General features: G+C 71.5%; 12 protein-coding genes and 1 pseudogene. 2 read left to right on the forward strand and 11 right to left on the reverse strand.

Annotated elements, in window-relative coordinates:
- Positions 1–3: 3 nt before the first annotated feature.
- The 5 genes and pseudogenes from kdpB to ACZ7N4_RS14065 all read right to left on the reverse strand — a co-directional run bounded on the left by kdpB (position 4) and on the right by ACZ7N4_RS14065 (position 5,147).
- Positions 4–2,160 carry a potassium-transporting ATPase subunit KdpB gene (kdpB, locus tag ACZ7N4_RS14045; RefSeq protein ID WP_471357795.1) on the reverse strand — a complete coding sequence of 719 codons (2,157 nt, stop codon included), beginning with the start codon at positions 2,158–2,160 and terminating at the stop codon, positions 4–6.
- Positions 2,160–3,821: a potassium-transporting ATPase subunit KdpA gene (gene kdpA, locus ACZ7N4_RS14050; RefSeq protein ID WP_471357797.1), complete on the reverse strand. Its 1,662-nt coding sequence runs from the start codon at positions 3,819–3,821 to the stop codon at positions 2,160–2,162. The genes kdpB and kdpA overlap by 1 nt, the downstream gene beginning before the upstream one ends.
- Before the next feature lie 8 nt (positions 3,822–3,829).
- Entirely contained in the window at positions 3,830–3,919 is a 90-nt protein-coding gene (gene kdpF, locus ACZ7N4_RS14055; RefSeq protein WP_033530374.1) for a K(+)-transporting ATPase subunit F, read from the reverse strand.
- A 247-nt stretch (positions 3,920–4,166) separates the two neighbouring features.
- Positions 4,167–4,548 (reverse strand): annotated as a pseudogene (locus ACZ7N4_RS14060) (amino acid permease); the annotation flags it as partial.
- Entirely contained in the window at positions 4,521–5,147 is a 627-nt protein-coding gene (locus ACZ7N4_RS14065) for an MMPL family transporter (protein WP_471357799.1), read from the reverse strand. The pseudogene ACZ7N4_RS14060 and the gene ACZ7N4_RS14065, both read right to left, overlap by 28 nt.
- A 200-nt stretch (positions 5,148–5,347) precedes the next feature.
- On the opposite strand from ACZ7N4_RS14065, the gene ACZ7N4_RS14070 reads away from it, so the two are divergent.
- Positions 5,348–6,829 carry a PP2C family protein-serine/threonine phosphatase gene (locus tag ACZ7N4_RS14070; RefSeq protein ID WP_471357801.1) on the forward strand — a complete coding sequence of 494 codons (1,482 nt, stop codon included), beginning with the start codon at positions 5,348–5,350 and terminating at the stop codon, positions 6,827–6,829.
- Positions 6,829–7,320, forward strand: a complete 492-nt coding sequence (locus tag ACZ7N4_RS14075) for an STAS domain-containing protein (RefSeq protein ID WP_471357805.1) — start codon at positions 6,829–6,831, stop codon at positions 7,318–7,320. The genes ACZ7N4_RS14070 and ACZ7N4_RS14075 overlap by 1 nt, the downstream gene beginning before the upstream one ends.
- Before the next feature lie 383 nt (positions 7,321–7,703).
- Here the strand turns inward: ACZ7N4_RS14075 and ACZ7N4_RS14080 are convergent, their stop codons facing one another.
- From ACZ7N4_RS14080 to ACZ7N4_RS14105, 6 genes are all read right to left on the reverse strand, one after another.
- On the reverse strand, positions 7,704–8,192 hold the full coding sequence (locus ACZ7N4_RS14080) for a GNAT family N-acetyltransferase (RefSeq protein WP_471357808.1): 489 nt from the start codon (positions 8,190–8,192) through the stop codon (positions 7,704–7,706).
- 103 nt (positions 8,193–8,295) lie between these two features.
- Positions 8,296–9,138 (reverse strand): RNA polymerase sigma factor SigF, encoded by an 843-nt coding sequence (locus ACZ7N4_RS14085; RefSeq protein WP_471358021.1) that lies wholly within the window; start codon positions 9,136–9,138, stop codon positions 8,296–8,298.
- Positions 9,139–9,205: 67 nt separating this feature from the next.
- Positions 9,206–11,503 carry a SpoIIE family protein phosphatase gene (locus ACZ7N4_RS14090; RefSeq protein ID WP_471357812.1) on the reverse strand — a complete coding sequence of 766 codons (2,298 nt, stop codon included), beginning with the start codon at positions 11,501–11,503 and terminating at the stop codon, positions 9,206–9,208.
- A gap of 102 nt (positions 11,504–11,605) precedes the next feature.
- On the reverse strand, positions 11,606–12,559 hold the full coding sequence (locus ACZ7N4_RS14095; protein ID WP_471357813.1) for an anti-sigma factor RsbA family regulatory protein: 954 nt from the start codon (positions 12,557–12,559) through the stop codon (positions 11,606–11,608).
- Positions 12,556–13,428 (reverse strand): MEDS domain-containing protein, encoded by an 873-nt coding sequence (locus ACZ7N4_RS14100; RefSeq protein WP_471357816.1) that lies wholly within the window; start codon positions 13,426–13,428, stop codon positions 12,556–12,558. Before ACZ7N4_RS14100 ends, ACZ7N4_RS14095 begins: the two co-directional genes overlap by 4 nt.
- Before the next feature lie 129 nt (positions 13,429–13,557).
- On the reverse strand, positions 13,558–13,965 hold the full coding sequence (locus ACZ7N4_RS14105; RefSeq protein ID WP_471357819.1) for an STAS domain-containing protein: 408 nt from the start codon (positions 13,963–13,965) through the stop codon (positions 13,558–13,560).
- Positions 13,966–14,008 lie beyond the last annotated feature (43 nt).

The raw sequence follows: 14,008 nt of genomic DNA on the forward strand, positions 1-14,008 counted from the left end.
CGTTCAGCCGATCCCGGGGATGAGGGAGAGGAGCATGTCGATGATCTTGATGCCGATGAAGGGCGCTATGAGACCGCCGAGGCCGTAGATGCCCATGTTGCGGCGGAGCATCTTGTCGGCGCTCATCGGCCGGTAGCGCACGCCCTTCAGGGAGAGCGGCACCAGCGCGATGATGATCAGCGCGTTGAAGACGACCGCCGACAGGATCGCGGAGTTCGGGCTGGACAGATGCATGACGTTCAGCCTGTCCAGGCCCGGGTGGACCGCCGCGAACAGCGCCGGGATGATCGCGAAGTACTTCGCGACGTCGTTGGCGATGGAGAACGTCGTCAACGCGCCCCGGGTGATCAGCAACTGCTTGCCGATCTCCACGATCTCGATCAGCTTCGTCGGGTTGGAGTCGAGGTCGACCATGTTGCCGGCTTCCTTGGCGGCCGACGTGCCGGTGTTCATCGCGACGCCGACGTCGGCCTGCGCGAGCGCGGGCGCGTCGTTGGTGCCGTCACCGGTCATCGCGACGAGCTTGCCGCCGGCCTGTTCCCGCTTGATGAGGGCCATCTTGTCCTCGGGGGTGGCCTCGGCGAGGAAGTCGTCGACACCCGCCTCCTCGGCGATCGCCTTGGCGGTCAGCGGGTTGTCACCCGTGATCATGACCGTCTTGATGCCCATGCGGCGCAGTTCCTCGAAGCGCTCGCGCATGCCGTGCTTGACGACGTCCTTGAGGTGGATGGCCCCCAGGACGCGGGCGCCCTCGTCGTCGTGGGCGGCGACCAGCAGGGGGGTGCCGCCGGTCTCGGAGATCCGGTCGGTCAGCTGCCGGGCGTCCGGGGCGATGTCACCGCCGCGTTCCTCCACCCAGGCGAGGACGGAGGCGGTGGCGCCCTTGCGGATCTTCCGGCCGTCGACGTCCACGCCCGACATGCGGGTCTGCGCGGTGAACTCGATCCACTCGGCGTGCACCTGCTCGCCCTGGTGCCGCTCGCGCACGCCGTACTTCTCCTTCGCCAGAACGACGATCGAGCGGCCCTCGGGCGTCTCGTCGGCCAGCGAGGAGCGCTGGGCGGCGTCGGCCACCTCGGCCTCGGTGGTACCGCGCACCGGCACGAACTCGACTGCCTGCCGGTTGCCGAGGGTGATGGTGCCGGTCTTGTCGAGCAGCAGGGTGGAGACGTCGCCGGCGGCCTCGACGGCCCGCCCCGACATGGCGAGGACGTTGCGCTGGACGAGCCGGTCCATGCCGGCGATGCCGATCGCGGAGAGCAGCGCGCCGATGGTGGTCGGGATCAGACAGACCAGCAGGGCGACCAGCACGACCATCGTCAGATGGGTGCCCGCGTAGCCGGCGAACGGCGGCAGCGTGGCGCAGGCCAGCAGGAAGACGATGGTCAGCGAGGCCAACAGGATGTTCAGGGCGATCTCGTTGGGCGTCTTCTGCCGGGCCGCGCCCTCGACGAGGTTGATCATCCGGTCGATGAAGGTCGCGCCCGGCTTCGTAGTGATCTTGATGACGATCCGGTCGGAGAGCACCTTCGTCCCGCCGGTCACGGCGGAGCGGTCGCCGCCGGACTCGCGGATGACCGGTGCGGACTCGCCGGTGATCGCCGACTCGTCCACCGAGGCGACGCCCTCGACGACGTCACCGTCACCGGGGATGACGTCCCCGGCCTCGCAGACCACCAGGTTCCCGATGGTCAGCACGGTGCCCGGCACCCGCTCCTCGGAACCGTCCTTCAGCAGTCGGCGGGCGACGGTGTCCGTCCTGGCCTTGCGCAGGCTGTCCGCCTGGGCCTTGCCCCGGCCCTCGGCGACGGCCTCCGCCAGGTTGGCGAAGAGCACGGTCAGCCACAGCCAGACACTGATCGTCCAACCGAACCAGTCGGTCGGGTCCTTGACGGAGAAGGCCGTGGTCAGGACCGAGCCGATCCACACCACGAACATCACGGGCGACTTGACCATCACCCGCGGGTCCAGCTTGCGGAAGGCGACCGGCAGCGACCTGACCAGTGCCTTGGGGTCGAACAGGCCCGCGCCGACCCGGACCGCGGCCGGCTTGTGCCCGATGGGGACATCGCTGTGCGGCGCCCTGGTGGGTGATGTGACGGTGGACATGGAGTCCTCTGCCTTCTCCGGCTTCTGCGTCTTCTCTGTGCGGGTGGTCATCACGCCAGCCCTTCCGCGAGCGGGCCCAGCGCCAGGGCCGGGAAGTACGTGAGGCCGGTGATGATGAGGATGGCGCCGACCAGCAGGCCGGTGAACAGCGGCTTCTCGGTGCGCAGGGTGCCCGCGGTGACCGGGACGGGCCGCTGCCGGGCGAGCGAGCCGGCCAGGGCGAGGACGAACACCATCGGCAGGAAGCGGCCGAGCAGCATCGCGAGTCCGGTCATGGTGTTGAACCAGTCGGTGTTCGCGTTCAGGCCGGCGAAGGCCGAGCCGTTGTTGTTGGACGCGGAGGTGAAGGCGTACAGGACCTCGGAGAAGCCGTGCGCACCGGAGTTGAGCATCGAGTGCGGTGGGGTCGGCAGCGCCATCGAGGCCGCCGTGAAGACCAGCACCAGCGCCGGGGTGATCAGGATGTAGGCGGCGGCCAGCTTCATCTCCCGCGCGCCGATCTTCTTGCCCAGGTACTCGGGCGTACGGCCCACCATCAGGCCGGCGATGAACACCGCGATGACTGCCATGATCAGCATGCCGTACAGGCCGGAGCCCACACCGCCGGGCACGATCTCGCCCAGCATCATGCCGAGCATCGTGATGCCGCCGCCCAGGCCGGTGAAGGAGGAGTGGAAGGAGTCCACCGCGCCGGTCGAGGTCAGGGTCGTGGACACGGCGAAGATCGAGGAGCCGCCGACGCCGAAGCGGAGCTCCTTGCCCTCCATCGCCCCGCCGGCCGCCTGGAGCGCCGGGCCGTGGTGGGCGAACTCGGTCCACATCATCAGGGCGACGAAGCCCAGCCAGATGGTGACCATGGTGGCGAGGATCGCGTAGCCCTGCTTGACGGAGCCGGCCATGACGCCGAAGGCGCGGGTCAGCGAGAACGGGATGACGAGGATCAGGAAGATCTCGAGGAGGTTGCTGAACGGAGTGGGGTTCTCGAAGGGGTGGGCGGAGTTGGCGTTGAAGTAGCCGCCGCCGTTCGTGCCCAGCTCCTTGATGGCCTCCTGCGAGGCGACCGCACCGCCGTTCCACTGCTGCGATCCGCCCGTGAACTGGCCGACCTCGTGGATGCCGGAGAAGTTCTGGATCGCACCGCAGGCGACGAGGATCACCGCCGCGACGGCGGCGATCGGCACCAGGACGCGCAGGGTGCCCCGGACCAGGTCGGACCAGAAGTTGCCCAGCTCACCGGTGCGGGAACGGGCGAAGCCGCGCACGAGTGCCACGGCGACGGCGATGCCGACGGCCGCGGAGACGAAGTTCTGCACGGCGAGCCCGGCGGTCTGCACGACGTGGCCCATGGTCTGCTCGCCGTAGTACGACTGCCAGTTGGTGTTGGTCACGAACGACACGGCCGTGTTGAACGACTGCGCCGGGTCGACCGAGCCGAAGCCCGTCGAGCCGGGCAGGACGCCCTGGACCCGCTGGAGCAGGTAGAGGAAGAGGACACCGGCGGCCGAGAAGGCCAGCACACCGCGCAGGTAGGCGGGCCAGGTCATCTCGGCGTCGGGATCGGCGCCGATGGCGCGGTAGACCCACCTCTCCACCCGAAGGTGCCTGGTGGAGGAGTAGACCCTGGCCATGTAGCTGCCGAGCGGGACGTAGGCGAGGGCCAGCGCGCCTGTGAGGGCGAGCAGTTGGAGGAGGCCCGCGGCTTGTGCACTCATGTCGGTGCTCAGAACCTCTCCGGGAAGATCAGGGCGAGGACGAGATAGCCCAGCAGGGAGACGGCCACGACCAGGCCGACAACGTTCTCGACGGTCACAGCTTCGTCACCCCCCGGGCGACGAGAGACACCAGCGCGAAAGCCGCGAGCATGGTGACGACGAAGGCCAGATCGGCCATCGTGAACTCCTGAAGGGATTCGGGGGTGGAACATGGACGCTTGGAAGGAAACCTCCTGTCTGGCCGGATCCGACCGTCGTTGACGGCTCTCTTACGGCCCCGCCCACGGCCTTGACGGAACTCTTACGCCCGCCCGCCCCTACTGGCCGGTAACGGTCTGCTCACGTTCAGGGCAGCCGGAAACGGAGCCGGCAGATCACCGCGTTCGTCTCCCGCCGCACGGCGTGCGCGACGACGGCGCCCCGCTGGTTCTGCACCAGCCGCTGCCACAGCCGCAGCGGATCGGTCGCCGCGGTCAGCACGGTGACGCGGGTGCCCGGCTCGGCCGCGGCGGCCTCACGGACGTCCGCCGCGATGGGGCGGCCCAGGCTGCGCCGCTCGCAGGAGAGCCGGAACAGTGGCACGCCCGGATCCCACACGGCCCAGCACCGCTCCAGGGTGTGCAGCCGGGCGCGGTCCTCCGGGGCCGGGCGGACGACGGTCACGGCACGCCACCTCGTCGCCCAGGGAGGCCGCGGCCGTCAGGGCCTCGGAGGTGAGCCGGGACAGGAGCCAGCAGGTAAGCCGTCGCGAACCGGATGACGTAGAACGCGAAGTTGTGCCCGAGTGAGGCGTGCGCGACCGGCGCGAGGACGGTGACGCCCTCGACCGGCCGGAGGTGGAAGCGGCCGATCAGCACGGACAGGGCTGGTTCGCCAGTACGGGTTCTCCTGGAAGGTCCCGCCGACCACGACCGGGACGCCGGGCCGGTGCCGGTCGTCGCCCTTCTGCCGGTCCGCGGCAAGCCGTTCACCCTCGAAGTCGAGGTCGGGCAGCAGCCGGTCGAGCCACTTCGGCAACCACCAGCCCGCCCGGCCGACGATCGAGGGGACGAGGGTCATCCTGACCAGGAAGGCGTCGGTGAAGACGCCCACGGCCAGGGCGAAGGCGATCGGCTCGAGCATGGTGCTGCCGCCGGGAACGAAGCTCGTGAACACCACGAGGATGACGAGGGCCACGGCGGTGACCACGCGGGAGGCATGGCGTGGGCCGGCCAGGACGGCCTCGCGGGGTGCGGCGCCGCGGAGGGACGCCCCTTTGACGTAGGGTTGCGGGGGACCGTTCCGACCAGGTTGAGGACCTCGCGGGCTGCGTATCGCTTGAGGCATCGGATGATCTCGCCGCGGGTCTTACCTCCTGTGACCGCCGTAGGGCCCTCCCGCCGACGCCGGCCCGGCACATGGCACGGCAGGCCGCGACCGGGGCCCGGCCGACGGCGGCATTGGCGTTCGGGCGGGTTGTCGTTTTAGGCTGCGTCGGCTCGTGCCGTTCACGGCGGCAGCCCAATCGACGGAGAGGACAGCCGGTCATGCAGCAGGCATCGGCCACCGACCCGGCTCCCGGGCGCCGCCCCGAGCTGGTGCCGGACCCGGATGTGGAGACGGCCCGCATCGCGGCGGTGCGCCGCTACGACATTCTCGACACTCCGCCCGACGGGGCGTTCGACCGGGTGGCGGCGATGGCCGCCCGGCTCTTCGACGTGCCGGTGGCGACCGTCACGATCGTGGATACCGACCGCATCTGGTTCAAGGCCGCCCACGGGCTTGAGGGTGTCGCGGAGATCGGCCGTGATCCGGGTCTGTGCGGCTCGGCGATCCTGCGTGATGACACGATGGTCATCCCCGACACTCTCCAGGACCCCATCGCGGTGGACAATCCGCTGGTCGCCGGAGACATGGGGGTGCGTTTCTACGCCGCCGCACCGATCATCACCCCCGACGGGCACCGGCTGGGCACGGTCAACGTCCTCGACACCCGGCCGCGCTCGATCACCGAGGAGGACACCGCCACCCTGGCCGATCTCGCCGCGATCGTGCTGGACGAGATGGAGCTGCGGCTGTCGGCGCTGCGCGCCCTGCGCGACGAGCAGGCCCGCCGGGAGGCGGAGAGGCGGCACGCCGAGGCGGAGCGGGCGCGGGCGGAGGCGGAACGGGCGGCGCGGGAGAAGGCGGAGCAGGACAGGGCCGCCATCGCCGCGTTCGCCTCCACCCTCCAGCGCACCCTGCTGCCCCCGGCCCTTCCCGTGGTGCCGGGCCTGGAACTGGCCTGCCACTACCGCACCGCCTCCGCACACGACGTGGGCGGCGATTTCTACGACGTCTTCCCACTCGACGGCGACCGGTGGGCGTTCTTCCTCGGTGACGTGTGCGGCAAAGGCCCCGAGGCGGCGACCGTCACCGCCCTGGCCCGCCACACCCTGCGCGCCGCGGCCCAGATCAACGCCGACCCCGTCACCGTGCTGAGCGCGCTCAACACCGTGCTGCTCACCGACGGTACCGCCGGCCGCCGCTTCTGCACCGTCCTCTTCGGCCTCCTGGAGCCCCGGGAGGACGGCGGCTTCACCGTCACCATCGCCACCGGCGGCCACCCGCCGGCCTACCACGTGCGCCCCGACGACAGCGGCGCCGTCTGGGTGCGGGCCGTACGCCCCCAGGGCGGGATGCTCGTCGGCGCCTTTCCCCAGGCACCCTTCGCCCAGACCGCGTTCTCCCTGGCGGCCGGGGAAAGCCTGTTCCTCTACACCGACGGGCTGATCGAAGCCCGCACCACCGAGGGCGCCATGCTCGGTGACGACGGCCTGACCGGCTTCCTCCACCAGCGCACCGGGCCCGTCACCGCCACCTCCCTGGTCGAGGACAGCATCACCCTGCTGGCCTCGCTGCCCGACGGAGCCGGCGACGACGTGGCCCTGCTGGCCCTGTCCGTCCCCTACCCTCACACCACACCCGACGGCAGTGTCGCCGCCACCACCCACACCGCCGCCGCGCCCGAACACTTCGGCCAGGAGTGATGACCGACGTGACCGACACGCTGCAGCTGACCGTCCAGCACCCCCGTCCCGGCCTCGCGATCGCCGTCGTCTCCGGCGACGTGGACACGCGCACCGCGGACACCCTGCGCCACGAAGCCTCGGGAATCATCGAGCAAGGGTGTCCGCACCTGGTTCTGGACTTGTCCCAGGTCGGCTTCTGCGACTCCGCCGGTCTGAGCGCGCTCATCGGCCTCTGGCACGCCGCCCAGACGGTGGGCGGTGCGCTCAGACTTGCCGCCGTCCCCGACCGCCTGATGCGGATGCTCGTCCTCACCGGTGTCGACGCGGTCCTGCCGGTCCATGCCACCGCCGCCGATGCGGTCGCCGCCATGACCGACAGCCCATCCACCGGCACCAGCGAGCACGGCTCCATCGCCCCCGCCTCCACCGATGGCGGAACCAGTGGGCCGACCGGGATGCAGCGCACGGCCTGCGACGACGCTCACAAGCCCCCTGCCAACCTGAGCTGATCGCGCCGGCCCACCGGGGAGTTCGTCGCGCAGGCGGACCAGGAAGTCGGACGCCCTCTCGCCCATCCCGGTGGTCAGCACCTTGATGCTCCAGAGGTGGACAGTCGCCTCCGGCACCTCGCTCACCGCGTGACGGCTGTGGCCCGCGGGCCGGTCGTGAGTGAGGTGATCAGTCGACATGGCAGGCGCCGTGACATGCTGTCCGGTACTCGCCCCAGACCCCTTTGCCAGGATTCTGACGCTTCCGGTACGGGAGCTGCCCGCGACTCGGCCGAGCCTGAAAGCGACCTGAACACAGAGACCGAAGCACTGGTCAGCAGCGTGCGCCGGTGATATCAGGTGTTGTTTCGGGGACGCCGGATACCGCGAACCGGCCCGCCGCGTCAGCTGGAAGGAATGCGGAACTCGAATTCGGGACGGTCCCACGGCACGGCGGGCGGGTTCGCGGGCGCGGTCCCGGTGCGCACCGCACCGGCGCGGTGGTAGAAGCCCTCGGCGGGAACGTGCGACACGACCTTGACACGGTCGAGTCCGGCGGCCCGGGCCTCGGACCGCATGTGCGCGACGAGCAGCCGTCCGATACCCCGTCCTTGCGCCTCGTCGGCGACGAACAGCAGGTCGAGCTCCGGCGGAGCGAGGACGAGCGAGTAGAACCCGAGGACCCGGCCTCCCTGCTCGTCGGCGCCGACGGCCACGAAGGCGCGGTGGGCCTCGATGTAGTCGGGACCGACCCGGTAGCCCGCGACTGCGGACGCGTACTGGCCCGCGTAGGCGCCTGACCCACGCACGAGCCGCGTGAGCCGTCTGGCATCCCGTGCGACGGCCCTCCGTATCGTGATCGGCTGGCTGACCGGGAAAGTGCGTGAACCCATCGGGCGAGTATTCCGCACCGGGGAGCGCCTTCGTGCGGCGGGTGTGCTACTCGGGCACGCGTTCCCCCACCGCTCCCGCAAGCACCCGGCGCGGCCGCTGCTCTCAGGTGGTGCTGAGCATGCCCTCGCGCAGGCGGGCCAGCAGACGCGTGATCAGGCGGGAGACGTGCATCTGGGAGACGCCGAGGCGTTCGCCGATCTGGGCCTGGGTGAGTTCCTCGACGAACCGCCAGTGGATGATCTTCCGGTCGCGCTCGTCGAGATCGGCGATCATCGGGGCGAGGGCGTGGAAGTCCTCCACCAGGCCCAGGGCCGCGTCCTCGTTGCCGATGAAGTCCGCCAGCGCGGCCTCGCCGTCCTCGCTGCCGCTGATCGCCGCGTCCAGCGAGGCCGACTTGTAGCCGTTGGAGGCCAGCTGGGCCTCCACGACCTCGTCCTCCGGCAGGCTCATCAGTTCCGACAGTTCCTTGGTCGTCGGCGTCCGGCCCAGCCGGCTGCGCAGCTCCTCGTTGGCGCGGGCCAGTTGGACACGAGCCTCCTGGAGCCGGCGCGGGACGTGCACCGCCCAGGAGGTGTCACGGAAGAACCGCTTGATCTCGCCGACGATGTAGGGGACCGCGAAGGAAGTGAACTCCACCTCGCGCGACAGCTCGAACCGGTCGATGGCCTTGATCAGGCCGATCATGCCGACCTGGACGATGTCCTCCATCTCCTCCGCCCCGCGGCTGCGGAACCGGCCGGCCGCGTAGCGGACCAGGGACATGTTCATCTCGATCAGCGTGTTCCGCGCGCACTGGTACTCGGGCGTCCCCTCCTCCAGCACCGCCAGACGGTCGAAGAACAGCTTCGACAGCTCCCGCGCGTCCTTCGGCGCCACCCGGGAAGGGTCCGCTATCTCCGGAACGTCCACCGTCTGCTCAACGGTCTCCACGGTCGTCGTCGCCATCATGCGCCCCTCCCGGTCGATCAGTGCTGCTCGCGCCTGTGCCGGTCCGTCGTCCGGCAACCCGCGTCTACCCCGGCCGCCCACCGGCATTCCTCGAATTTTCCGAAGTTCGCGTCACATCATGCGGGCCGTGCGTCCCTGCGGCTCGGTGCGGGCCGGGCGCCGGCTCGTCGGCGGTGATGACCAGGGCGGCCTGGTCGTCCTCCACGTCCCCGCCGCCCACGAAGCCGCGGACGTCCTCGGCCACCGCCCTGACGATGTCCGCGGCGGTCGACCGGCGCGGAACGGAGCCCAGGGCCTTGGCCAGTCGCACGTCGCCGTACTGCTCGGTCCCGTCGCTCCGGCACTCGGTGAGGCCGTCGGTGTACAGCAGCAGGCTCTCACCGGGACGCAGGGTGAACCGGCGGGCGGCGAGCCGGGGCGGTATGCCGATGCCGAGCAGCCCGCCGGACACCTCGACCGTGTCGACCACGTGGTCGGCGTCCAGCAGCAGGGGCGGTGTGTGGCCGGCTCTGACGAGGTGGACGGTGAGTCCGTCGGCCGCCGGTGCGAGGTGGCCGTACACGAGGGTCACGAAACCGTTGTTCTGATGGGCGTAGCGGTCGTTGAGGGCTTTGTCGACGGCCTGGGCTGTGTCGACGGGGTCGTCGAGAAGCGGGGCGACGGCGCGGGCGGTGTGGCGGACCAGGGCGGTGGTGGTGGCCGCCCTGGCTCCGCGCCCGCAGACGTCGCCGAGGATGAAGGCCCAGCTGCCGTCGCCGCGGGGGAAGACGTCGTAGAAGTCGCCGCCTATCTCCAGTCCTTCACCGGCCGGGTGGTAGAAGGCGGCGAGCTGGGCGCCGGGGACGTCGGGCAGGTCGGGCAGCAGCAGGCCGGTCTGCAGGTCGCGGGCGAGGGCCGCGCGCTGCTCGTACTGGCGTGCGCTGAGGGCGGCGGAGGCGGCGCGGCGGGCCACCTCCTCCGCCAGGGCGACCCGGTGGCCGTCGAAGCAGTGCTCGTCGGTGGAGAGCAGGGTCAGCGCGCCGAAAGGGCGCCCGCGGTCCAGCAGGGGCACGCAGACGTATCCGGTGACGCCCAGCTCGTGCCAGGGGCCGGGGCCGGTCGGGGTGCGACGGGCCACCTCGGTCAGCCCGGACGCCAGGACACGCGCGACGGCGTCGTCCTCGGCGTCGCGGCCGGGGACGTGGCGGGCCAGCAGGTCGCGGGCCCCCTCGGTCGGGGCGGCGGTCGCCACCCGGCGCACCCGTCCGGCCTCCAGCACGTCCACCGCGGCCAGGGGGGCCAGCGTCGGGCTGCACAGCACGGCCAGCCGCCGCAGCGTCTGTGCCTCGTCCAGCCGCCCGGCCAGGGCGGTACTGGCGGCCAGCAGGAAGGCGAGGTCGTCGCGGGCCGCCTTCTCCCGGATGTGAGCCGCCACGCGGGCCTGTTCCGCGTGGTGACGCTCGATGGCGAGGGCCGCCGTGTCGGTGAAGACGCGGGCCAGCGCCAGGTCGGTGTCCTGAGGAGCCCGCGGTACGCGGTGGTACATCGCGAAGGTGCCCAGCAGCCGGCCGTCGCGGGCGAGGATCGGCGTCGACCAGCACGCGGCGAGTCCGGCCTGGGTGGCGAGGTCCCGGAAGTCGTCCCACAGGGGGTCGGTGGCGATGTCGTTGACGATCACGTTCCGACGCCGGTGGGCCGCGGTGCCGCAGGAGCCGACGCCTTCGCCGGTGGCGATGCCGTCGATGGCCTGGTTGTAGAAGTCGGGCAGGCTGGGAGCCGCACCGTGGAGCAGGTGACGGCCGTCCTCGTCGGCCAGCAGCACCGAGACGATCACCTCGGGGGACAGCTCCTCAATCGCCCTGCACATGCCGTCCAGCACCTCCGGCAGCGGCGCCTCGCGGGCGATCTGCTCCAGCAGTGCGCGCTGCTCGGCGGCCAGCCGTCGGCCGTGCTTGACCTGCGTGGTCTCCACGCCGATCATGCGTACGCCGATCACGTTGCCGCCGGCGTCGCGGCGGGGCTCGTAGGTGAAGTCGAAGTACGCCTCGCACGCCTTTTCGCCGAGCCCGAGGACGACCCGGGCGTCACGGCCGACGTGCCGCTCCCCCGACCGGTACACCTGGTCGAGGAGCCCGATGAAACCCTGGTCCTTGAGTTCCGGCATGAGCTCCGCGAGGGGCACGCCGGTGCGCTCCCGCCGTTCACCCCCGATGGCCGCGAAGAAGGCCGGGTTCGCCGCTTCCAGCACGTGCGCGGGCCCCGCCATGGACGCGAACAGCGCGGTGGACGTGCCGAACAGCAGCGACAGGTCCTCGTCCGTGTCGCGCACCGCCTCCGACCTGCGGATGCCGCTCGCCGACCGCTGCTCACGCTCAACTGTCATCTCGCCCCCCTCGCCGCCCCCGTCTGCTGCGCTTGCCAGCACGCCATGATGTCACCCGACGGGGGGCGAGGCGCCGAGCGGATCCGGCGGCGGGTCCGCCACTCAGACCACCGCCATGTGCAGGCGTACGACCAGACCGGAGGGCGGTGTCCGGATCTCCACGAGGTCGCAGAGCTGGTGCATCATCCACACGCCTCTGCCACCGGCCGGGGAGAGCGGGTCGGGGCGCTGCCGGCCGATGAGCGGATCGGTGAGCCGCCCCCGGTCCCGGACCTCGGCGACGAGGGTGCCGGCACTGCGCCACAGTCGCAGGGTGCCGTGTCCTCCGCCGTGCCGGACCGAGTTGCCGGTGGCCTCGTTGACGGCCAGCAGCCAGTCCGTGTGACGGCGCGGCGACAGGCCCGCGGCGTCGGCCCAGTTCCCGGCGGCGGCACGGACGTCCGCCAGCACCCGCTCGTCGAAGTCCAGGACGACCGGGGCCACTGGTTCCGGCAGGGGCGCGTCGCATTCGCGGCACACCTGCTCCGGGCACGCGTAGTCCGGACTGCGCCGGTAGCCGCCGGTGTCGCCGACGACGGGATGGGTCCGGCGGGCCTGTGCCAGTACCCGCTCGGGCAGGGCCGTGTCGTAGGGGCACAGGATGGTGGCGGCCCGGTCGGCGAAAGCCAGGTTGATCAGGGCTTCGTGGCGGGTGGCCTCGCGTGCCTCCGCGGAGGTGCGTCCCACCCAGATCGGCTCGCCGACGATGGCCGGGTGCCGGTCCGCGTGCCGGTCGGCGAAGTCCAGCAGCATCGAGAGGATGCGCCCCGGGTTGCGTCCGGCCTGCCGCATGTCGACCCAGGTGATGTCCTCGTGGCCGCCGACCACGTCCTGCAGCCGGGTCAGGCGTTCGCCCGGGACGGCGACCAGCAGAGGCCGCCCGCGGGCCGCTTCCGTGCGGACGAAATCGCCGACGCCGTCCAGGTACTCGTCCTCCGTGGCGCAGAAGAGGGCCGGGTGGTGGAAGGTCGTCTCGTAGCGGACCGGCTCGGACGGCTGTGGGGTGTACGTCGTCACCGGTCCGTGACCTCCAGACCATCACCCAGCTCGGGGAAGAGTTCGAGCAGGCGGTGGAGCGTGGGCGGGGCTCCCGGGAGCCGTACGGGAGTGTCGGACGGCCGCCGGCGCACCGCGTCGGCTATGTCGGCCAACGCGGCGACGTCCAGGTGGTCGAGGTCCGACAGGTCGAGGGTGAGGTGCTCCGCCGGGCAGGCGGCGAGCGCGGCCGCCACCGAGGCGGTGACGCGGCGGCTCTCGTACCCGGCCGATCCGGACAGCCGGAACCCGGGCGTCCCGGCCAGCGGAGCGGCCGACAGGTCGGGGCCGCCGGCGCGGGTGGCGGTGCCCGACCGCGTCAGGTGTGCGTCCGCCAGCACCGCGAGCCGATCGGGTGGCAGCAGGCGCCGGTCGTAGAAGCACCAGGCCCGCAACGGCAGTTGCTCGAAGACCTCGTGGTGGATCCGCAGTTCGTACTCCAGCAGGCGTTCGACACCCGCCATGTCCCGGCCTTCCCAGGACATCTCTCCGATCGCGCGCAGGCCCCGGAACCCCTGTGCCACGGCCCCGTCCAGGGCGTCACGCCACAACCCGATCATCGCGTCCGGGTCGAACCGGGATCCGGCCAGGTACGTGTCGTCGGCGGTGACCACCACGAGCTGTCCACGCCGCACCGCGGAGGCGGCGTCCACTCCCCCGTGGGCGAGCGTACGCGTCACCAGGCCGGGGTCGGTGGCGTCCGCGAAGTACTGCACCTGCTCACCGGCGGCGAGCCCGGCCCGGACGAAGGCCAGGAGGTGGCCGGCCCACTCGTCGTCGCTGGAATACGCCACGGCGACGTGCCGGTCCGCCGCGGTGTCGCCGTCGGCAGAAGCGGGTGTGCCGTGCATGGATCCCTCCCCTGACAGTGCGACCGTACGTGTGACCGTCGGCCAGTCTACCGGGGGCTGCGGGAGCCGGGCCGCCGGCATCCCGCTCGCCCACCGGCCGGACGCCGGCCGCGGACGCGCGTGCGGAAGTCAGTCCGAGGTGCCGGTGTCCTCCCCGGCGCGGTCGGCGCGGCCGTCCGCGGCCTGGCCGGCGAGTGCGTCGGCGACCGTGGCGTGGACGGGCATCAGTTGGGAGATACCCGTCATGGTGACCATGCGGCCGAGACGGTCGGGCACGTCGGCGAGGCGGAGGGAGCCGCCTGCCTGCCGAGCCGCCTGCAGAAGGTGGATCAGGGCGCTGAGGCCCGTGGAGTCCACGAACCCGACCTGTGCCAGGTCGAGGACGAGGTGCGGGACGCCCTCGTCCAGGACGGCCAGGGCGCGGTCGCGCAGGGTGGACGCCGTGTGCAGGTCCACGTCCCCGGTGACGGCGAGGACGGCGCCGCGGTCGCTGGTGTACTGAACGGATACGTCGAGGATGTCGGTCACGTCGGTCATCGCTCCTGGCCGGAAGACGCGGTTGCTGCGGGAGTCGTACGCG

The organism is Streptomyces sp. NPDC107654, from assembly GCF_055639035.1.